Origin of the sequence: Streptosporangium brasiliense (assembly GCF_030811595.1) — a bacterium.
In the GTDB taxonomy this organism is placed as follows: Bacteria; Actinomycetota; Actinomycetes; order Streptosporangiales; family Streptosporangiaceae; genus Streptosporangium; species Streptosporangium brasiliense.
This window is the reverse complement of record NZ_JAUSRB010000001.1, coordinates 478284-497595: the sequence shown is the minus strand read 5'-3', so window position 1 is coordinate 497595 and position 19312 is coordinate 478284. Positions and strand designations below refer to the sequence as shown.

Below are 19312 nucleotides of genomic sequence, written 5' to 3'. Positions count from 1 at the left end.
CCCCTTAGCCTTCGTCGCCGTCTTCGCCGTCGTCTTCGGCGTCGTCTAGCCGGCGGAATTCCACCTGCACCCGTCCTCGGGTCAGGTCCTGATAATCGATGCGGCGCGGTGCGCCCGCAACGTCCAGCTCCACGCCGGTCTCGTCGGTGGCGACGATCCGGCCCTCCACGGAGGTGCCGTCCCTCAGGTCGGCCTTGACCAGCCGTTTCACCGCCCGGCGCCAGTGGCGCGGCTCGGTGAGGGGGCGGTCGACCCCCGGAGAGGAGACCTCCAGCACGTAGGGGGTGTTCCCCATGGCGTCGTCGGCGTCCAGCGTGGCGGAGACGGCGAGGCTGACCTCGGCGACGTCGTCCAGGCTCACGCCGCCGTCACGGTCGACGACGACGCGCAGCAACCGCCGCTTGCCCGCCGGTGTGACCGTGACGTCCTCCAAGTCGAGCCCTTCGGCTCCGACGACAGGTTCCAGAAGCTTTATCAGGCGGTCGCGGGATGTGGCGCTGCCCATGCCGACCTCCTATTGTCACGATCTCAAGCCGGGCGGACCTCGCCCATGTGGTTCACCAGCCTATCCACACCGGGACGTGGAAAGAGCGCCACTCGGTACGGCGAGCCCGTCCGAGAAGCGCGGTGAATGTGATTCCAAGCCCGTACGATGCTAGAGCGTCAGCAGCCCACCCATAACCGGAGGTCGTCCGTGCGTTCCCTGTCCCGGCGCGCCCTGTTGCGGGGCGGCGCTCTCGGGGTGGCCGCCGCGGCGGTCACGGGGTGCGCCGCCGAGGAGCCGGAGCCCCCGCGGGCCGAGCCTCCCGACCCGGAGACCGTGCTGCTCAAGCAGCTGATCGCGGGCAAGGAGCAGACCATCGCGCACTACGCGTCGGCCGCCTCCGCCAAGCTCGCCCCCTTCAGGGAGCGGCACGAGGCCCACCTCGCCGAGCTCCACAGGCGGCTGCCGCCCGAGGCCGCGGCCACCCCGGCGCCGGCCGGGGGCGCCCCGTCCCCCGCGCCCTCCGGCACCCCCGCGCCGGCCCGGAAGGCGTCCCTGCGGAGCCTGCAGGCACTGGAGCGGAAGGCCGCCGCGCTCCGCCCCCGCCAGCTCGACGGGGCCTCCCCCTCCCTGGCCCAGCTGATCGCCTCCATCGGCGCCTGCGAGGCCGCCCACGCCCTGGCCCTGTCGAGGCCGCTGTGAGGGCCGGACGGGGGCTCGACACGGCCCTGGCGGCCGAGCACGCGGCCGTCTACGCCTACGGGGTCATCGCCGCCAGGTCCACGGGCGCTCTGCGCACCGTCGCGACCGACGCCTTCGACGCCCACCGCGCCCGCCGTGACCGGCTCCGCGCCCTGATCGTCGCCCGCGGCGGCGCCCCCGCCGAGCCGGCCCCGAGCTACCGGCTGCCGCTCACCCCGTCCGGCGCGGCCCAGGCCGTGGAGCTGGCCGTGACGGTCGAGCGGGGGGTGACGGGCGCCTATCTGGAGCTGGCCGCCTCCGACGACCCGGCCCTGCGGAAGATGGCCGCGCTGGCCATGCAGGAGTGCGCCGTCCGCTCCTACGGCCTGCGCCCGGACATCGAGGCCTTCCCCGGGATGCCCGCGCGTCCCGCGCCCACCCCCACCGCGACGACCCCGCCACCGTGACCGCGTGAGCCGCCGCCCGCCCGCGTTTGGAACGGCGCAGGCGGGTAGCTGAACCTCCCTGCCGACACCTCAAGGGAGGAAGCAATGGGCTGGGGATACAGGAAGTCGCTGAAGTTCGGTCCGTTCCGTCTCAACCTGTCGCGGAGCGGGGTCGGCCACAGCTGGGGCAACCGCGCGTTCCGGGTCACCAAGACGGCCGACGGCCGCCGCACCCTGAGCGTGAACCTGCCCGGGGGCTTCCACTGGCGCAAGACCCTCGGCGGCAACTCCCGGTAACCGGCGCCGCGCGGGAGGACCCGCCCGGCGGGGCTCCCGGGCGCGGCGCCGCGGGCTCCACGTGCCGGTCCGCGGGCCGGGCGCGCCCCGACCGCACGGCCCGCGGGGGCCGATGCCCCGGCTGCACGGCCCGCGGGGGCCGATCATGCGGGCCGCGGACGGCTGGTTTTCTCACCGGACCCATCGGGCACAAACCTCACATGCAACGCGAAACGGACAATTCGGTCACAGTGACCCCTTGCGAAGACGGGCCGTTGCTGCTGCGGGGGCCGTTCACGCTGACGACTCAGGACGGGGCCCCCATCGCCCCCGGCAGGGCCACGGTGGCGCTGTGCCGCTGCGGGCGCTCGTCCGCCAAGCCCTTCTGCGACGGCTCGCACCGGCCCGCCGGGTTCCGGGCCCCGAGCGAGCCCGACCCGCCGGCCTGACGGTGCGCCCTGAGCCGACGGCTCGAATGCGCGGCCGTCCGCATCCGGCGCCCCGAGTAGGCGACCCCTCCCCGGAGGAACCGGGCCCCCAGCGCCAGCCAGCTGCAGACGGCCCGCTCCAGCACCCACACCGGGGCGAACAGCGCGGCGCCGAAGGGGAAGACCCGCCGCCCGCCGGCCCGGCGGCGGCCGATCTCGGCCAGCCCCACCACCAGCCCGGCACCGGCCAGGACCGTCCCGCGCCGCCGTAGCAGCACTCCGGCGGCCAGCGCGGGCAGGACGGCGAGGAAGAGCGCCATCCGGGCGGGCTGCGCCAGATCGTCGTAGGCCTGGCGTACGCGCTGGGCCCAGAACCTCGCCGGATCGGGCGGCAGGCGGCGGACGTAGAGGTCGAGCGGGCGGCGTTCGCGCCCACCGTGGGCGCGGACGGTGCGGATGAGCTCCAGGTTCTCGAACAGCACGTCGCCGTCGTAGCCCCCCATCCTCAGGAAGGTCGAGCGTCGCACGCCGAACGTGCCCGGGTAGTCCGCGCCGAAGCAGCGGTTGAGCAGCGCCCTGGCGGTGTCCCAGCGGGCGTGCCAGGGCAGGGGGTCGAAGTAGTTCTGTGGCCGCACCAGGTCGGCCGTCCGCAGCAGGGCGTCGACCCCGGCCAGCTCGGCCTCGCCGTAGCGGACGTCGTCGTCGGCGATGATCACGTGCTCCGCCCGGGCCCGGCGCATCCCGGTGATCACCCCGGCGACCTTGCCGTTGGCGGACCCGAGGTCGCCGTCGGGCCGCACGTGCAGGACGAGCCCGTCCCAGAGGGCGGCGTGCCGGTCGAAGACCGCCTGCGGGGAGCCGTCGACGACGATGACCCGCGCGCTCCGCCCGAGCCGGCGCAGATAGGCCGTCAGCTCCGCCAGGCCCGAGTCGTCGTCCCAGCGCAGCGGCAGCACGTAGTCGAGATCCGTCACCGGCCGCCCACCGCCTGCCCCGCCTCGCGCAGCGACGTGGCCCCGCGCTCCCAGCGGTCCAGGACCCGCTCGGCGAATAGACGGTCGAGCGTGAGGGCGCAGGCGGCCCCGTACAGGACGTCACCGGCCAGGGCGGGGTGCGCGGCGGCGAACCCGCCGCACATGTCGTGCGCGGCGATCTGCTCGTGGACGGCGTCGGCCTGCACGTGCTCGTCGTAGAAGCGGCAGGCCGTGGCGTCGCCGCCCAGCCGCCTCAGGCCCCGTCCGTATTTGCGGTTGGGCAGGGAGGAGGTCATCTCGAAGGCCGCGAGGTGCCCCAGCAGAGCGCCCCGGTGCCGCCGGTGGAGGCCGAACAGCGACATGGCGTTGCCGACCGCCAGGGTGGTCGCCGGGACCCGGTCGAGGTAGGCCCCGTAGGAGTCGTCGAGACCCAGCCCGCGCATCGTGGCCCGGAACAGCTCCGAGTGCATGCGTTCGAGCCGGCCCCCGCCGTACTCGTCGGCCTGGATCTCCACGAGGGCCGCCTTGGCGCGGCCGCGCAGCCGGGGGATCGCCCATGTGTGCGGGTCGGCCTCTTTCAGGTGGTAGATCGAACGGTGCGCGACGAACTCGCGGAACTGCCCGAGGTCCGCCTTCTTCTCCAGGAACGACGCCAGGGACGGGCCCTCGCCGGCGGCGACCACCAGCTCCGCCAGGGCCCGGCGCATGCGCGCGGGCGGCGTGGGCGGCGCGGGGAGCGGGCGCGGCACGGCCTCTGCCAGGCCGCCCTCGAACCGCCGTTCCAGCACCTGCCTGGCGGCCAGCAGCGACGGGTCCCACTCCCACCTGTCGTCCACCCCGTCGAAGCCCTGGTAGTGCAGCTCGTAGCAGGCGAAGAGCGCGAGCTGGAGGTCTTCGTCCTCGACCGCCGGTCCGCCGGCGGGCGCGGGCAGCGGGCCGAGCTCGCGGGGCGGGCCCGCCAGCCCGTCGAAGAGCAGGGCGGTGACGGGCCCTCGGGGCGCAGGTAGCTGCATCGCGGCCTTCCGGACGGGGTCGGGGCTCGGCGGGCGGGTCAGCGGCGGTAGACCGACACGTGCGCCCGGCTGTCGTCGGTGAAGGGGGCGCCCCGCCAGTCGGCCCATCGGTGCTCGCGCTCCATGCCCGCCAGGCGCGCCATCAGGTCGAGCTCGGCGGGCCAGGCGTAACGGTGGTTGGCGGGCAGGAGCCGCAGGCCGCCGGAGGTCAGGTCGATCTTGGTCGTGTACATCATCTGATCGGCCGGGGACAGCCGCGCCGCCTCCACGAAGACCCTGTCCTCGCCCAGCGACAGCAGGCGCAGCGCCGTGCCGTCCCGGAACGCCGCCAGATCGGGCGTCCACGCCTCGACCACGAAGCGGCCGCCGGGCCTCAGGTGGGCCGCCGCGTTGCGGAAGCAGGAGATCTGGGCCTCCTGCGAGGGCAGCGCGAAGATCGTGTTGACGGCCAGCACGACCAGGCTGAACTCGCCCTCGACCCGGGTGCCGGCGAAGTCGCCCACCGTCACCGGGATGCGGTCGCCTCCGGGTTTGGCGCGCAGCACCTCCACCATCTCCGGGGAGCCGTCGACCCCCGCGACGATCAGCCCCCGCGCCGCCAGGGGCAGCGCCAACCGGCCGGTGCCGATGCCGAACTCCAGAACGGGGCCGCCCGCGGCGAGCTCCTGGAGCCGCTCCACGGCGGGCTCCGTGGGGGCGTCCGCCATGGTCATGTCATAGACGTCCGCGATGGCGCGCCCGTACGCGGACGCGTCGAACTCCTGCGCCATGGGCCCCCGTCCCCCGATCCCCCGCATGCTCACCGTCCGCATGCGAGGGATTACCGTCGGTCTCAGTGACTGGACTGCCCACCTGGCCGACGGGGGAAACGTCCGCGGTCCGGGGCCGCGGCGTCAGGCGGCGGGTCAGCCGCGGCAGGCGGCCAGGACCCGCTCGGCGGCCTCGGCGACGGGGATCTCCTCCTTGACGCCGGTGGCGCGGTCGCGCAGCTCGACGACGCCCTGGGCGAGGCCCCGGCCGACGACCAGGATCGTGGGCATGCCGAGCAGCTCGGCGTCCTTGAACTTCACGCCCGGGGAGACCCCGGGGCGGTCGTCCACCAGCACGCGCAGGCCACGGGCCTGGAGCTCCTCGGCGAGCTGGGAGGCGACCTCGATCTGGTTGTCCTTGCCGGTGCCCACGACGTGGACGTCCACCGGGGCGACCTCACGGGGCCAGACCAGGCCGAGCTCGTCGTGCCTCTGCTCGGCCAGCACGGCCACGGCGCGGGAGACGCCGACGCCGTAGGAACCCATGGTGACGCGGATCGGCTTGCCGTCGGGGCCCAGGGCGTCCAGCTTCGCGGCGTCGGCGTATTTGCGGCCGAGCTGGAAGATGTGGCCGATCTCGATGCCCCGGTCGATGGAGAGGCCGGAACCGCAGACCGGGCAGGCGTCGCCGGCGCGGACCTCGGCCGCCTCGATCGTGCCGTCGGCGACGAAGTCACGGCCGGCGACCACGCCGGCGGCGTGCCTGCCGGGCTCGTTGGCACCCGTCACCCAGGCGCTGCCGTCGACCACGCGGGGGTCGACGAGGTAGCGGATGCCGAGGTCCTTGAGCACCTGCGGGCCGATGTAGCCGCGGACCAGCCCGGGGTGCTTGGCGAAGTCCTCGGCCTCGAAGATGGCGGGCTCACCGGGGGCCAGCGAGGCCTCCAGCCGCTTGAAGTCGACCTCGCGGTCGCCCGGCACGCCGATGACCAGCGTCTCGGTCTTGCCGGAACCGGGGGTCGCGACCTTGACCACGACGTTCTTGAGCGTCTCGGCGGCGGTGATGCCCAGGCCGTGGTGCTCGTTGACGTGGTTGACCAGCGACTCGATGGTCGGGGTGTCGGGGGTGTCGAGGACCCGCAGGGCCGGCCGCTCCCCGGTGATCGCCGCGGGGGCGGGGGTGGTGACCGCCTCGGCGTTGGCGGCGTAGCCGCACCGGTGGCAGGCGACGAAGGTGTCCTCGCCCGTCGGGGCGGGCGCGAGGAACTCCTCGGAGGCGGAGCCGCCCATCGCGCCGGAGGTGGCGAAGCAGATCTTGTAGTTGATGCCCAGGCGGTCGAAGGTCCTGATGTAGGTCTCGCGGTGCTGCTCGTAGGAGCGCTTGAGACCGTCGTCGTCCAGGTCGAAGGAGTAGGAGTCCTTCATGACGAACTCGCGGCCGCGCAGGATGCCGGCCCGGGGGCGGGCCTCGTCGCGGTATTTCGTCTGGATCTGGTAGAGCGTCACCGGGTAGTCCTTGTAGGAGGAGTATTCCCCCTTGACCATGTCGGTGAACATCTCCTCGTGGGTGGGGCCGAGCAGGTAGTCGGCGCCCTTGCGGTCCTTGAGGCGGAAGAGCGTGTCGCCGTATTCCGTCCAGCGGCCGGTCGCCTCGTAGTAGTCGCGGGGCAGGAGGGCGGGGAAGAGCACCTCCTGGCCGCCCATGCGGTCCATCTCCTCGCGCACGATGCGCGTGACGTTCTCCAGGACCATCTTGCCGAGCGGCAGCCAGGAGTAGATGCCGGGTGCGACACGACGGACATAACCGGCGCGGACGAGCAGCTTGTGGCTCGGGACTTCCGCGTCTGCCGGGTCGTCCCTCAGCGTTCGAAGAAACAACGACGACATTCGCAGCAGCACGGCTACTCCTAGCTAGCAGGGATCGATGGCTACAGGCTATCGACTCGCGCAAGCCGGTCGCCTGTCTTTAAAGGCCGACCACGAACACGAAGTAGGTGGAAGCGATGATCAGCACCACCAACGCCGAGCGGAGCCACCCCGCGCCCCGCCGCAGCCAGAACAGCAGCCCCGTCACGAGCGCGATCACCATCAGGACGCTCCACGGCCAGAATCCGGCGACGTGTTCCGGTCCGGTGGGCAGCGCCTTGTCCATGGCGTCGAGCGCGAAGACCCCGCCCAGCACCCCGCTCGCGAGGTCTCCCCACAGGTCCTTGCGCCTGGTGAAGTAGGACAGCATGCCGAAGGAGGCGAGGGTCAGGAGCGTGATGTTCAGCGTGGCGCCGTGGCTGCCGAGACTGAGGGACTCACCGCCCGTTCTGAAGATCGAGGCGGCCAGCAGCGAGATTATCGGGCCGAAGGTGGCCAGCGCGCTGGTCAGCGCCGCCCAGCCGAGGCTGGCGGCGGTGCGTCCCACGACGACGACGAACAGCACGTAGGCATAGGGCTCGTAGATCGCGTACAGCAGGTCCGACTTGGAGGAGAGCACCGCGCCGAAGGCGCCCAGCACCATTCCCCCGACGAACGAGAGGACCATGTGGAGCACGATCGCCCGCTCCTGGCGATCATCGGCGAGGAAGGCGGCCGTGTAGTTCTGGTCAAACGTGTAGTTCCGGTCAAGCGAAGCCACTGATCCCCCGATCCGCATTACCTTGTGGCCATGTGAAGCATATCTGACCTGCAAGAATGCACAAAATGCGGCAAATATTCCATAACAAGCAACCGCTTGTTTATGCTGGCCGGATGAGCCTGACCCAAGAGCAGTCCGAACTCCGCGAGGCCGTCCGGTCCTTCCTCGTCGAACGGCCCGGAGCCCCCTGGAGCCGGTTCGCCGCCGAACTCGGCGTGGCGGGCCTGGCCGTCCCCGAGGAATATGGCGGGGCGGGGTGCGGGATGGCGGAGGTCGCCGTCGTCTGCGAGGAACTGGGCCGCGTCCTGGCGCCCTACCCCTATCTGTCAACCGCGGTGCTGGCCGCCGAGGCGATCAGGACCGCCGGGGACCGCTGCGCCATGGCCCGGCTGCTGCCGGGCATGGCGGATGGCTCAATCACCGCAACTGTGCTGTTCCCCGATGACGCGGATCTAACCTTCAGTGACGGAAAGCTCACCGGGACCGCCCGTTACGCGCTGGACGCCGAGGTGGTGCTCGCCTATGTCGACGGCGAGCTGATCGAGGCCGTCCCCTCCTCCCGGACGCCGCACACCACCCTGGACCAGACCCGTCCGCTCACCACGCTCGTCTTCGACGCCGTCCCGGCCGTGCGGGTGGGCGACGGCGCGGCCTGCGGCCGGGTCCGGGACCTGGGGATCACCGGCCTCGCCGCCGAGCAGGTGGGCGGCGCCGCCCGCTGCCTGGAGACGGCCCTGGCCCACGCGAGGCAGCGCCACCAGTTCGGCCGCCCCATCGGCTCCTTCCAGGCCGTCAAGCACAAACTCGCCGACCTGCTCCTGCTCGTCGAGTCCGCCCGCTCCGCCGCGCAGGCGGCCGCCCGGGCCTCCGGGGACGACCTCCCCGTCCAGGCGGCCATCGCCGGCTCCTACTGCACGGAGGCGTATCTGACCGCCGCGGGCGAGAACATCCAGATCCACGGCGGCACCGGTGTCACCTGGGAGCACTCCGCCCACCGCCACTTCAAGCGCGCCACCGCCGACGCCCAGCTCTTCGGCCCCCCGCAGGCGCACCGCGGCCGGCTGGCCGCGGCCGCCGGCCTCTGACCCGCCGGACGGCCGGGGCACGCGCGCGGCGCGCGAGGACGCCACGGACCCCGGCGGGGTCAGCCGCCGAGGAGCACCACTTCCCAGGGCGGCCGGGAGGTGGTCCTGCGGGTGGTGTCGAGGGCTTCGGACATGCGCCAGAGGCCGGGACGGACGCGCAGCCGCTCGCGCCCCACGGGGTCCGCCGCGCGCAGGACGAACAGGACGCCCATGACGTCGAGGGCGGCGGTGGCGGAGGTGGCCGGACCCGCCGGGACGGCCAGGGCGCCGGGGACGCCAGGGTCCCGGACGCGCTCGGCCAGCGCGGCGGCGACCTCGGCGGCGTGGGGGCCGTCGCGCCACTCGACGTGCCAGCTCTGGTCGCTCCCCCGCCACCAGGCCAGGTCCCGGCAGGACTCCATGAGCCCGGCCTCGCCCGCCAGCGCGGCCATCACCCGCCCCAGGGCCTCGAACCGGCGCCCGTCCTCGGGCGGCGCCTCGCCGGAGGAGGCGCGGAGGCGCCCCGCCGGGCCCGGCGTCCTCACCTCCGGGGGCGTGCCGTCCCGCCGACGCCGCGCGCCGGCTCCGCGCCGTCTGTCCGCCCCTGAGCTCACAGAGCCAACTGTGATCGGCGGGGCCCGTCCCCGCAAGCCCCGGTCCGGCCGCCGGGTGGGCGGGGTCGGCTTGTTGCCGTCCCACCAGGCTGGTAATCTCGCCAAGCGAGCGCTTGGTTAAATGAAGGGCTCACGACCGGGGACCGGATGTGACACAACGGAGGCGTGGATGACGTCCCTACGGATCAGCCTGGGATATGAGCTGGAGGTCCGCGGGCGCTCCCGCGAGGTCGAGCAACAGGCGTTCCAGAACGTGATCGAGCAGGTGGTGCTCGGCGACCGGCTGGGCTTCGACACCGCGTGGTTCGTGGAGCACCACTTCACCCGCGGCTTCTCCCACTCCTCGGCCCCCGACCTGGTGCTGGCCGCCATCTCCCAGCGCACCGAGCGCATCCATCTGGGCCTGGGCGTGGTGCTGCTGCCCTTCCAGTCCCCCATCCGCACGGCGGAGCGGGTCGCGACCCTCGACGTCATCTCCGGCGGCCGGGTCGAGTTCGGCACGGGCCGGGGCGCCTCCCCGCTGGAGTACCAGGCGTTCCGGAAGCCGTTCGAGAAGTCCCGGCAGATCTGGGAGGAATCCCTGGAGGCGACCCTCGCCATCTGGAGGGCCGACGGGGAGCCGGTCAGCCGCTCCGGCGAGTTCTTCGAGATCCCCGACGTCGCGGTCTACCCGCGCCCCGCCCAGGTGCCGCACCCTCCCGTGTGGGTGGCCTCCACCTCGCTGGAGGGATATCTGGCCGCCGCCAAGCACGGCTACAACCTGCTCGGCATGACGATGCTGAAGGGGATCGACGACGTCGCCGACGACATCGCCCGCTACCGGCAGTGCCTGGCCGACAACGGCTTCGACCCCGACAGCCGCCGGGTCGCGCTGATGATCCCCTGGTACGTCGCGGAGACCCGCGCGCGGGCGTTCGAGATCGCCGCCGACCCGGTGCTGTGGTACATCCGGCGCCAGGTCAACCTGGTCACGCCGCCCGACTACTACGACGCCCGGCACGCCACGCACAAGGTCCTCGGCCAGCTCGCGGCCGGGATGCCGTCGGAGGAGGCGATGGCCACGCTCCGCGAGCACCACATGGTCGTGGTGGACGACGTGGAGGGCTCGCGCAAGGCGGCGGCCCGCATCGCCGAGGCCGGGGCCACCGACCTGATCCTCCAGGCCCAGGTCGGGGGGCTCGCCCACGAGCACGTCTGCGAGTCGATGCGGCTGTTCATGACCGAGGTGGCCAGATGACGGCCGGCCCGGGAGGGACCCGGGTCCGCGACCGGGGCGACAGGACGGCCGGTGACACGACGGCCTGGAAGACCCGGGGTGATCTCGCCGCGGCGGGCCGTACGGCGACCGGCCTGCTGCTGGTCTCCGCGGACGCCGGCAGCGTGGTCTCCGCCGGCGGGCCGGCCGAGACCGTCCGCGCCTGTACCGCCGCGCTGGAGGCGGCGGGGGTGGGCGCGACGGACCGGGTCGTGGTGGCGCTGTCGGGGGACGGCGAGCTCGCGGGCGCGCGGTGGGCGATGGCCGCGGCCGAGACGGCCCAGGCGGCGGCCTCCGTCGGCCCGCGCGGCAGGCTCCGGCTGCACCACGCGCTGGAGTCGCTGAGGGCGACCACCCTGGTGATCACGCCGACCGGGGCCATGGACCTGCTGGCCAGGCTGCACCTGGAGTTCCTGCTCGACCCGCTGGACCTGGGGCTGCGGCACATCATCCTGACCGGGGAGATCGCCTCCCGGCGGACGATGCCGCACCTGGCGGCGGAGTTCGAGGCGGAGGTGACGGAGGTCTACTGCTCGCCGTTCACCGCGGTGCCGCTGGGATGGCGCTCCTCGGAGACGGCCCCGCTCACCCTGTTCGCCCCGGGGTCGGCGGGCCTGGCCCCGCTGGACAGGGACGAACTACTGACCGCTCCGTACGCCCCCGGCCTGGCCGAGGTGGTCGTCGCCGACCCGTCGGCCGGCACGACGCTCCGTACCGGGCAGGTCGTCCGGCCGACCGCCGGAGACGCCTTCCCCGCGCCCGAGCACACCGTCGGCGACCACGTGCTGGTACGCGGGGTGTGGCTGTCGCTGGAGCGGATCGAGAGGGCGCTCGGCAGGATCGACGGCGTCTCCGGCTGGGAACTGGGCGTGACCCGGCAGGGCACGCTCGACGCCGCGACCCTGACGGTGACCTTCAACCGAGAGAGTCTCGTCAGTAACCCCATGTGGAGGTCGCGCATCCAGCAGTCGCTCAAGGCGCTCACGCCGGTCACGATCGCCGTCGAGATCTGCCCGCAGGTCTCGGAGGCCGGCCCCCGGGGCGTGGTGAACGACGAGCGCGGCCACCATCTCGGCAGGGACCGCACGGCCATCGCCCGCTGACCCCCCTCGAAAGGCGCGACCGGCATGGAAGTACCCGGCTGGGGGACGATCCCCCGGATGCTCCGCGACCAGGCCAGCACCCACCCCTCCGACATCGTCGTGGACGACGGCGAGGTACGGCTGTCGCTCGCCGATCTGCGCGACCGGGCCGGCGCCGTCGCCCGGGGCCTGATCGCCCTGGGCGTGCGGGCCGGGGACCGGGTCGCGATCTGGGGCCCGAACGACCCGGGCTGGGTCACGAGCGCGTTCGGCGTCTGGGACGCCGGGGCGGTGCTCGTGCCGCTCTCGGCGCGCTGCAGGGGCATCGAGGCCGCCGGCACGCTGCGCGGGACCGGGACGAGCGTGCTGATCACCGGAGACGGCCTGGACGGCACGGTCTTCACCGACCTGCTGGCCGGCGCGGCGGGCGGGCCGGACGCCGGGCGGCCCTACGCCGGCCTGCCGGAGCTGCGGCAGGTGATCGTGCCGGAGCGGGTGCGACGCCCCGGGACGGTGCGGCCCTCCCAACTGCTCTCGGACGGGTCCCGGGTCGGCCGGGCCGAGGCGGAGGAGCGGGCGCTGGCCGTACGGCCGGACGACCTGTGCGAGATCATGTCCACCTCCGGCAGCACCGGGACGCCCAAGGGCGTCATGCTGGAACACGGCCACACGCTGCGCGGCTACTGGGACTGGGCGGAGATCGTCACCCTCCGCCCCGGCGACCGCTATCCGGTCATCGCGCCGTTCGCGCACGGTTTCGGGCTCAACGCGGGGCTGCTGGCCTCGGTGATGCGCCGGGCCGTGATGACTCCGGTCCGGGCGTTCGGCCCCGACCTGCTCATGGACCTGATCCGCGACAGGAGGATCACGGTCCTGGCCGGGCCGCCGACGCTGTTCCACCGGCTGCTGGAGGAGCCCGACCTCGGGGAGCACTCGCTCCGGGTGGCGATCTGCGGCGCGGCCTCGGTGCCCGCCGAGCTCATCCGCAGGCTGCTGGAGCGGCTCGGGCTGGAGCGCATGATCAACGCCTATGGGCTGATGGAGGGCACGGTCGTCTCCATGACCAGGGCGGAGGACCCCGTCGAGGTCGTCGCGTCGAGCACCGGCCGCCCGGTGCCGGGCATGGAGGTCAGGATCGTGGACGAGCGCGGCACCGAGGTCCCGCCCGGCGGGCGCGGTGAGATCGTCGTGCGGGGCTACGGGGTGATGCGCGGCTACTGGAACGAGCCGGGCAGGACCGCCGAGGTGATCAGGGACGGCTGGCTCCACACCGGTGACGTCGGCGCCTTCGATCCCGGCGGCAACCTCGCGGTCGTGGACCGCAAGAAGGAGCTGTACATCGTCGGCGGGTTCAACGTCTCCCCCGCCGAGGTGGAGGGCCTGCTGCTGCGGGAGGGCTCGCTGGCCCAGGCGGCGGTGGTCGGGGTGCCGGACGGGAGGTCGGGCGAGGCCGGGTGGGCGTTCGTGGTCCCCCGGCCGGGCGTCGCCGTCGATCCGGCCGGGATCGTCGCGTGGGCCAGGGAGAACATGTCCGACTACAAGGTGCCCAGGCGGGTGGTCGTGGTGGACGCCCTGCCGGTCAACGCCAACGGGAAGATCGACAAGCGGGCCCTGCGCGCCCGGGCGGCCCCCCGGGCGCAGGCGTGACGGACCGGCGGTCCCCGCGGCCCGGCGCGCGGCGGGCGGGGCACGGCGGCGACCGGCGGAGCGGGTCGGCGACGGCCCCGACCGGTGGGATGCGGCGAGAAAGCCGCGGCGGGCGGAGTGAAGCGGCGACGGCCTCAGCGAGTTAGATCCGGCGAGAACGGCTTCTATGAGTGGGTATGACGGATATATACGGCATGACGTCGGATATATCCGCCGGTATGGCGGCGCGCGCACCGGCCACACGGGTTATCTGGATCATGTTGCCTGTCGAGGCTGGCAGGGCGCGCCCCGTTGATACAGAATCGCGTTCACGACAGCCCGCGCCTAGGAGGCGATGTGTCACTGCGAGTCGCGATCGTCGGATCAGGGCCTGCCGGGATCTACACGGCCGAGGCGCTGATGAAGCAGGCCCCCGGGGCCGTCGAGGTGGACGTGCTCGAACGGCTGCCCACGCCCTACGGCCTGGTGCGGTACGGCGTGGCCCCCGACCACACCTCGATCAAGTCGATCGCACAGTACCTGCGCCGGGTGCTGGAGCTGCCGTCCGTGCGGTTCCTGGGCGGCGTCGAGCTGGGCAAGGACGTCGGCGTCACGGACCTGCTGGACTGCTACGACGCCGTGGTCTACTGCACCGGCGCGATGGTGGACCGGCGGATGGGCATCCCCGGTGAGGACCTGCCCGGCAGCGTGGCCGCCACCGACTTCGTGAACTGGTACTGCGGCCACCCCGACATGCCCGCCGACCGCTTCGTCCTCGACAGCCCGGAGGTCGCGGTGATCGGCGTGGGCAACGTGGCGGTGGACGTGGTGCGCGTCCTCGCCAAGACCGCCGAGGAGCTGCGCGCCACGGACGTGCCCGACGAGGTGCTGTCCCGGCTGGCCGGCAGCCAGGTCAAGGCCATCCACATGATCGGCCGCCGGGGGCCCGAGCACGCCAAGTTCACCCTGAAGGAGCTCCGGGAGCTGGGCGAGCTGACCAACGCCGACGTGTGCGTGCGGCCCGAGGAGGCGGTGGCGGACGTCACGGACCTGCCGCGCCAGGTCCGGGGGAACGTCGAGGTGCTGCAGGGCTGGGCCGCCCGCACCCCGGTGGGCCGCCCCCGGAGGCTGGACGTGCGGTTCTGGATGCGCCCGGTGGAGATCCTCGGCGAGAGCCGGGTGGAGGCGCTCAGGCTCGAACGGACCCGGCTGGTGGACGGCCGCGTCGTGGGCACCGGTGAGTTCGAGACCCTCCCGGTCGGCATGGTCCTGCGCTCGGTCGGCTACCAGAGCGTGCCGCTGCCCGGCGTCCCCTTCTCCGAGGCCACCATGACCGTCCCGAACGAGGCCGGCCGGGTCCGTGACCGCGAGTACGTGGCCGGCTGGCTCAAGCGCGGCCCCACCGGCGTGATCGGCACCAACAAGTCCGACGCCGCGGAGACGGTCCGCACCCTGCTGGCCGACCTCGCCGGCCGCGAGCCGGCCCGCCGCGCCGACCTGGACGACCTCCTCGCCTCCCGGGGCGTCTCCCCCATCACCTACGGGCACTGGCTGGCCATCGAGGAGGCGGAGGCGGCCCTGGCCAGGACCCTGGGCCGCGGCGAGCGCGTCAAGCTCCTCGGTCTCGCCGCCATGCTCACCGCCTCCGGCCGATGACCCGGCGGTGCGGCGGGCCGGTGCCGGAGATCGGCGGGGCGGCCCGCCGCCGGACCGTCGGACCGCGCAGACACGGACACGGCGACCCGGCCACCGCACCGCGCAGACATGGACACGGCGACCCGACCACCGCACCACGCAGGCATGGACAGGGCGCCCGAGAACGGCCGAGCATTGAGGGGCGAAGCCCGGCCCGCCCACGAGGAGTACCGCCATGCGCGTCACACTCGCCGACCCGTCGGCCCTGATCCCCGGCTTCGAGCAGACCCACCGCGAGCAGTCGGCGGCCTATCCGGCGACGGCGGCGACGGTGGGATGGCAGCCGGTGCACACCGTCTACGTCCCCGCCGACCGGTTCGACGCGGGGACCGTGGCGGCGTGGGGTGAGGAGGCGCAGGACCTGCTCGGGCGGCACCTGTCCAGGAAGGACCTGGCCAGGCTCTTCGAGATGCACGAGCAGACCGCCAAGGCCGTGCACGAGAAGGTCGCCGCCAAGCTCGACCGGGAGCCGATCGAGGACCTGCGGGTGGACTTCGAGGACGGGTACGGCCTGCGTCCCGGGGAGGAGGACGGCCACGTCGCGCGGGCGGCGGAGGCCGTCGCGGCCCTGCACGCGGGCGGGACGCTCCCGCGCCGCTGGGGGCTGCGGGTGAAGTCGTTCGCCGACGGTGACCCGGTCCGGAGCCTGCGCACGCTGGACGGGTTCCTGACCGGGGTGATCGACCGGGTCGGGCACCTGCCGGGAGGGTTCGTGGTCACCTTCCCCAAGGTCCTGATGAGGGCCTACCTCGGCCAGTTCGCCGACTGCCTGGAGGCGCTGGAGCGGGGGCTCGGCCTCGCCGGGGGCACGCTCCGGTTCGAGATGCAGGTGGAGGCCACCCAGACGGTGCGCTTCCTCGACGCCGGCCTGGTCGCCTCGCTCGGGGGCCGGCTGGCCGCGGCACACTTCGGCGTCTTCGACTACACGGCGAGCTGCTCCCTGCCCCCGCACGAGCAGCGGCTGGACCATCCGGCCTGCGACCACGCCCGGCACGTCATGCAGACGGCCTTCGCCGGGACCGGGGTGGAGCTGTCGGACGGCTCGCTGGCCGCCTCGCCCGCCTCCGACGACAGATACGTCGTGCGGAACCTGTGGTGGCGGCACGTGGCGCTGATCAGGCACTCCCTGAGCCACGGCTTCTACCAGGGCTGGGACATGCACCCTTCGCACCTGGTCAGCCGCTACGTCGCGGTCTACCACTTCCATCTGTCGCGCTACGAGGAGTACGCGCGGCGGGTGCGCGCCTGGGAGGAGCAGCGCGAGGCGGGCGGCGGCGTGATGGACGAGCCCGCCACGGTCAGGACGATGGCCGCCGCACTCCGCCGCGCCGACCTGGCCCTCGGGACGGCCTGACGGCCGTCAGTCGATCAGAGCGCGCCACCGGCGGACCAGGTGCGGGTCGACCGGGTCGGACCACGACGGCCGCACGGCGCTGCCGACGTGGAAGGCCCGCACGCCGTACTCCAGCAGCGCCGGGACGTGACCCGGCCGGAGCCCGCCACCCGCCATGATCAGCGGGCCGTCGCCGGCCTCGCACCGGGTCTTGAGCAGCGCCAGTCCGTCGGCCACGCCGCTGGGCGCGCCCGAGGTGAGGACGGTGGCGAGGTTGGGCAGCAGCCGGACGGCCCGCCAGCCCGCCTGGAGGTCGGCCGCGTGGTCGACCGCCCGGTGGAAGGTCCAGGGCAGCGGGGCGACGGCGTGGATGAGCGCCTCGGTGGCGGCCAGGTCGACCGCCCCCGCGGAGTCGAGGAAGCCGAACACGAACCCGGCCGCGCCCGCCTCGGAGAGGGCCCTGGCATCGCGCCGCAGGCCCTCCAGCGACTCGGGCGTGGCCAGGAACGAGGGCTCGCCGCGCAACATCACCATCTGCGGCAGCGCGCACTCCTTGGAGATCGCCGCGACCGTCTCCACCGCGGGGGTGAGCCCGTCCGACGCCATGTCGACGACGATCTCCAGGCGGTCGGCACCGCCTTCTTCCGCCGCGACGGCGTCACGCACGTCGAGCGCGATCACCTCAAGCAAGGATCCGGTCATGGAGTGAGGCTATCGGATGACTTTGTCCTAGGATCGCCCTGGTTCAGACATGCTGCCTCACGGAGGATCCACGCAGGTCGACGAAGGGCAGCGCGGCACCGGCGGCACCGCCGCGCAGACCTCCGGCGCGCTGGAACAGCGCCCCCGAGGCGCGGTGCGGCAGATCGACCGTGCGGAGGTGGGCGAAACGCTGGCCCCGATAGTAGTCCTGCAGTCGCGCGTTGTCCTTGGAGCAGTCAAGCCGGAGCCAACGCCTGCCCGTCGCCAGCACCCGCAGGCCCGCCCAGTCGAGCAGCGCCTCCCCCAGGCCGCGGCCGGAGTGCGCCCGCGCCACCGACAGCTTGTGGACGTAGAGCGCCGACTCGGGGCCGTCCTCGGCGGCCCAGAACTCGGGGTCGGCGTGGCCGTCCAGGGCGAGGGTGGCGGCGGGCCCCTCCTCGCCGTCCAGCAGATACATGGTCCCCTCCTCGATCAGCGGGGCGATGCGCTCGGCCGGGAAGCCTCCGGCGGGCCACTGGCGCACGCCGCGGCGGTTCAGCCAGCCGGCCGTCTCGGCGAGGAGCGCGAGCACTCCCGGGAGGTCGGTCCCGGTCGCCCTGCGCAGCGCGAGCCGGCGTGCGGTGGTGGGGTGGAAGGTGTCGGAGTGCATGGTTGATCCCTTCGTTGCACTGGGTGCGGGAGTGGACACGGAAAGTGGCCGGATGATGGCGCGCGGTATCCATGCCCGGCTAGGCGGGGCGCCTAGGGGTCTGAGGGGAGCGGCGGGAACAGGCCGCGCCTGCCCGTCCGGCCGGCGCGACCCGGTGGTCGCCCGCGGCGCGGACGGTGTTCGGGCCGCCCCGTCAGGGCGGCCACGGAGACGTCAACGGCTTTCCAGCTCGTATCTGATCAGGTGCTTGTCGGCGGGGAGCACCGACACGGCGACACGTACGGCGGTGTCGGTCTCGTCGTATCCGACCCGGACGTAGACGACCACGGGCGTCCCCGACTGGAGCTGGAGCCGCTCGGCCTCCGAGCTGGTGGGCATCCGCGCCCAGATGTCGTCCACCACGCGGACCTGGGGGTGGCCGAGCTCCTCCAGCACCCGGTTGGCGCCGCGCATGATGTCGCCGGGACGGGCGATCTCGGAGCCGGCGACCAGCGCCAGGGGGAAGTAGGAGTCGTTGGTGTTGTACGGCTGGCCGTCCACGAACCGGAGCCTGCGGCGGACCACGGCGAGCTCCTCGTCGGGCAGCTCCAGCCTGCTGGCGATCTCCTCGACGGGCTGCACGATCGAGACCTCGATCTCCTGGCTGGGCTCGCGGCCCTCCTGGGAGACCGCCCAGGCGAATGCCTCCCTGGTCTCCTCGGGCTGCGGCTGGAGCTCTCGCTGGGGGTGGATGAGCAGCGGGCGGCGCTCCCTGACCACGGTGCCCCTGCGCGGGGTGCGGGTGACCAGGCCCTCGTTGACCAGCTCACCGAGGGCGAGCCGCACGGTGTTACGGCTGACCTGGTGGGTCAGCATGAGCTCCGCTTCGGTCGGCAGCTGATCTCCCGGTCCGAGCGCACCGGAGTAGATGGTCCTCCGAAGCTCGGAGGCCACCAACTGATACAGCGTTGACCGTGCCATTTAGTCCCCTTTGTGCCAACAAAACTAGACGATCTGGTTCTAGCGGGGAACAGCCCCTTGACCCAACCTCCCAATACCCGCATCATCCAATCGTTGGTACAAATCCATCGAAAGGTCGGCGAGGAGGTGAGACCGGTGCCGTCGATCCGCGCGGACGCGCCCTACCTGCCCTGGCGCGATCCCTGCGAGGCAACACGTTTACTGCGCTACGCGTTGCATCGCCAGGGATTCACCCACACCTACCAGAGCAACGGGAGCGGGATGTCCGTGCTTTCGGTGCTGACCGATCTCACCGTGTGGTGCAAGAGCGGCCTGTTCGTGTGGAGCGAGGCCGGCCGCGAGACCTCCCACCCGGCCGGCGACCCGGTCGGGGCGGCGCGTCTCATCTCACGTCACCACCGGTCGCCGGCCCGCGGTGCCCCCTCCGGGGAGAGGACGGGCCCCCGGGGCCACTCCTCTCCCCCCACCCGCTCCGCGCGCGATTAGCCGGTGCCAGGACCCCAACCCTCGCCGGGGTCCTCACACCGCCGCGCCGGGGACGGAGCGCGTCCTGGCGGGTCCCCCACGCCCGCCAGGGCGCGCTCCCGTCAGGACGCGCCCTCCGTCGGCTCCGGCGGCCCGTCCCGACCTCGACCGGACGTGCGGCCCGGGGCCT

Annotated in this window: 20 protein-coding genes and 1 pseudogene; 11 read left to right on the top strand and 10 right to left on the bottom strand. The window is 73.2% G+C overall.

The window, feature by feature from the left end:
- Positions 1–4 precede the first annotated feature (4 nt).
- The gene (rimP, locus tag J2S55_RS02235) at positions 5–505 is read right to left on the bottom strand and encodes a ribosome maturation factor RimP (protein WP_306856909.1); all 501 of its coding nucleotides are present in this window, start codon (positions 503–505) and stop codon (positions 5–7) included.
- Positions 506–694: 189 nt separating this feature from the next.
- Between rimP and J2S55_RS02230 the strand changes: the two genes are divergently transcribed.
- The 4 genes and pseudogenes from J2S55_RS02230 to J2S55_RS02215 form a co-directional block, all read left to right on the top strand.
- Positions 695–1186, top strand: a complete 492-nt coding sequence (locus J2S55_RS02230) for a hypothetical protein (RefSeq protein WP_306856907.1) — start codon at positions 695–697, stop codon at positions 1184–1186.
- Entirely contained in the window at positions 1183–1632 is a 450-nt protein-coding gene (locus J2S55_RS02225; RefSeq protein ID WP_306856906.1) for a ferritin-like domain-containing protein, read from the top strand. The genes J2S55_RS02230 and J2S55_RS02225 overlap by 4 nt, the downstream gene beginning before the upstream one ends.
- An 84-nt stretch (positions 1633–1716) precedes the next feature.
- Positions 1717–1908: a DUF4236 domain-containing protein gene (locus J2S55_RS02220; RefSeq protein ID WP_306856905.1), complete on the top strand. Its 192-nt coding sequence runs from the start codon at positions 1717–1719 to the stop codon at positions 1906–1908.
- Between the two features lie 200 nt (positions 1909–2108).
- Positions 2109–2231, top strand: a pseudogene (locus tag J2S55_RS02215) (hypothetical protein); the annotation flags it as partial.
- On the opposite strand, the gene J2S55_RS02210 reads toward J2S55_RS02215, so the two are convergent.
- The 5 genes from J2S55_RS02210 to J2S55_RS02190 form a co-directional block, all read right to left on the bottom strand.
- Positions 2195–3289, bottom strand: coding sequence for a glycosyltransferase family 2 protein (locus J2S55_RS02210; protein ID WP_306856904.1), 1095 nt, complete (start codon positions 3287–3289; stop codon positions 2195–2197). The pseudogene J2S55_RS02215 and the gene J2S55_RS02210 sit on opposite strands and share 37 nt — an antisense overlap.
- Positions 3286–4302, bottom strand: a complete 1017-nt coding sequence (locus J2S55_RS02205) for an iron-containing redox enzyme family protein (RefSeq protein ID WP_306856903.1) — start codon at positions 4300–4302, stop codon at positions 3286–3288. Before J2S55_RS02205 ends, J2S55_RS02210 begins: the two co-directional genes overlap by 4 nt.
- 38 nt (positions 4303–4340) lie before the next feature.
- Entirely contained in the window at positions 4341–5114 is a 774-nt protein-coding gene (locus J2S55_RS02200) for a class I SAM-dependent DNA methyltransferase (RefSeq protein ID WP_306856902.1), read from the bottom strand.
- A gap of 93 nt (positions 5115–5207) precedes the next feature.
- The gene (locus J2S55_RS02195) at positions 5208–6950 is read right to left on the bottom strand and encodes a proline--tRNA ligase (RefSeq protein ID WP_306856901.1); all 1743 of its coding nucleotides are present in this window, start codon (positions 6948–6950) and stop codon (positions 5208–5210) included.
- Positions 6951–7017: 67 nt separating this feature from the next.
- Complete coding sequence (locus tag J2S55_RS02190; protein ID WP_306856900.1) at positions 7018–7677, bottom strand: hypothetical protein; 660 nt, start codon at positions 7675–7677, stop codon at positions 7018–7020.
- Positions 7678–7790: 113 nt separating this feature from the next.
- On the opposite strand from J2S55_RS02190, the gene J2S55_RS02185 reads away from it, so the two are divergent.
- Positions 7791–8762, top strand: a complete 972-nt coding sequence (locus J2S55_RS02185; protein ID WP_306856899.1) for an acyl-CoA dehydrogenase family protein — start codon at positions 7791–7793, stop codon at positions 8760–8762.
- Positions 8763–8821: 59 nt separating this feature from the next.
- Here the strand turns inward: J2S55_RS02185 and J2S55_RS02180 are convergent, their stop codons facing one another.
- Positions 8822–9286 carry a hypothetical protein gene (locus J2S55_RS02180; protein ID WP_306856898.1) on the bottom strand — a complete coding sequence of 155 codons (465 nt, stop codon included), beginning with the start codon at positions 9284–9286 and terminating at the stop codon, positions 8822–8824.
- A 238-nt stretch (positions 9287–9524) separates the two neighbouring features.
- On the opposite strand from J2S55_RS02180, the gene J2S55_RS02175 reads away from it, so the two are divergent.
- The 5 genes from J2S55_RS02175 to J2S55_RS02155 all read left to right on the top strand — a co-directional run bounded on the left by J2S55_RS02175 (position 9525) and on the right by J2S55_RS02155 (position 16367).
- Complete coding sequence (locus J2S55_RS02175; RefSeq protein ID WP_306856897.1) at positions 9525–10592, top strand: LLM class flavin-dependent oxidoreductase; 1068 nt, start codon at positions 9525–9527, stop codon at positions 10590–10592.
- Positions 10589–11713, top strand: a complete 1125-nt coding sequence (locus tag J2S55_RS02170; protein ID WP_306856896.1) for a phenylacetate--CoA ligase family protein — start codon at positions 10589–10591, stop codon at positions 11711–11713. Before J2S55_RS02175 ends, J2S55_RS02170 begins: the two co-directional genes overlap by 4 nt.
- A 24-nt stretch (positions 11714–11737) precedes the next feature.
- Positions 11738–13339, top strand: a complete 1602-nt coding sequence (locus J2S55_RS02165) for an AMP-binding protein (RefSeq protein WP_306856895.1) — start codon at positions 11738–11740, stop codon at positions 13337–13339.
- Between the two features lie 336 nt (positions 13340–13675).
- The gene (locus tag J2S55_RS02160; protein ID WP_306856894.1) at positions 13676–14974 is read left to right on the top strand and encodes an FAD-dependent oxidoreductase; all 1299 of its coding nucleotides are present in this window, start codon (positions 13676–13678) and stop codon (positions 14972–14974) included.
- A 214-nt stretch (positions 14975–15188) separates the two neighbouring features.
- Positions 15189–16367 carry a DUF6986 family protein gene (locus J2S55_RS02155; protein ID WP_306856893.1) on the top strand — a complete coding sequence of 393 codons (1179 nt, stop codon included), beginning with the start codon at positions 15189–15191 and terminating at the stop codon, positions 16365–16367.
- 6 nt (positions 16368–16373) lie between these two features.
- Here the strand turns inward: J2S55_RS02155 and J2S55_RS02150 are convergent, their stop codons facing one another.
- The 3 genes from J2S55_RS02150 to J2S55_RS02140 form a co-directional block, all read right to left on the bottom strand.
- Entirely contained in the window at positions 16374–17048 is a 675-nt protein-coding gene (locus tag J2S55_RS02150; protein ID WP_306856891.1) for a copper homeostasis protein CutC, read from the bottom strand.
- A 43-nt stretch (positions 17049–17091) separates the two neighbouring features.
- On the bottom strand, positions 17092–17697 hold the full coding sequence (locus tag J2S55_RS02145; protein WP_306856889.1) for a GNAT family N-acetyltransferase: 606 nt from the start codon (positions 17695–17697) through the stop codon (positions 17092–17094).
- Positions 17698–17910: 213 nt separating this feature from the next.
- A complete protein-coding gene (locus J2S55_RS02140) occupies positions 17911–18657 on the bottom strand; it encodes a GntR family transcriptional regulator (RefSeq protein WP_306856887.1) in 747 nt (248 codons plus the stop codon).
- A gap of 135 nt (positions 18658–18792) precedes the next feature.
- Between J2S55_RS02140 and J2S55_RS02135 the strand changes: the two genes are divergently transcribed.
- Positions 18793–19143, top strand: coding sequence for a hypothetical protein (locus tag J2S55_RS02135; RefSeq protein ID WP_306856886.1), 351 nt, complete (start codon positions 18793–18795; stop codon positions 19141–19143).
- Positions 19144–19312 lie beyond the last annotated feature (169 nt).

Bases quoted from the DNA above. Each gene is read 5' to 3' on its own strand.
- J2S55_RS02200 (WP_306856902.1), bottom strand. From the start codon at position 5,114: ATGCGGACGGTGAGCATGCGGGGGATCGGGGGACGGGGGCCCATGGCG.
- J2S55_RS02145 (WP_306856889.1), bottom strand. From the start codon at position 17,697: ATGCACTCCGACACCTTCCACCCCACCACCGCACGCCGGCTCGCGCTG.
- J2S55_RS02185 (WP_306856899.1), top strand. From the start codon at position 7,791: ATGAGCCTGACCCAAGAGCAGTCCGAACTCCGCGAGGCCGTCCGGTCC.
- J2S55_RS02220 (WP_306856905.1), top strand. From the start codon at position 1,717: ATGGGCTGGGGATACAGGAAGTCGCTGAAGTTCGGTCCGTTCCGTCTC.
- J2S55_RS02165 (WP_306856895.1), top strand. From the start codon at position 11,738: ATGGAAGTACCCGGCTGGGGGACGATCCCCCGGATGCTCCGCGACCAG.
- J2S55_RS02205 (WP_306856903.1), bottom strand. From the start codon at position 4,302: ATGCAGCTACCTGCGCCCCGAGGGCCCGTCACCGCCCTGCTCTTCGAC.
- J2S55_RS02150 (WP_306856891.1), bottom strand. From the start codon at position 17,048: ATGACCGGATCCTTGCTTGAGGTGATCGCGCTCGACGTGCGTGACGCC.
- J2S55_RS02140 (WP_306856887.1), bottom strand. From the start codon at position 18,657: ATGGCACGGTCAACGCTGTATCAGTTGGTGGCCTCCGAGCTTCGGAGG.
- J2S55_RS02170 (WP_306856896.1), top strand. From the start codon at position 10,589: ATGACGGCCGGCCCGGGAGGGACCCGGGTCCGCGACCGGGGCGACAGG.
- J2S55_RS02175 (WP_306856897.1), top strand. From the start codon at position 9,525: ATGACGTCCCTACGGATCAGCCTGGGATATGAGCTGGAGGTCCGCGGG.
- rimP (WP_306856909.1), bottom strand. From the start codon at position 505: ATGGGCAGCGCCACATCCCGCGACCGCCTGATAAAGCTTCTGGAACCT.
- J2S55_RS02155 (WP_306856893.1), top strand. From the start codon at position 15,189: ATGCGCGTCACACTCGCCGACCCGTCGGCCCTGATCCCCGGCTTCGAG.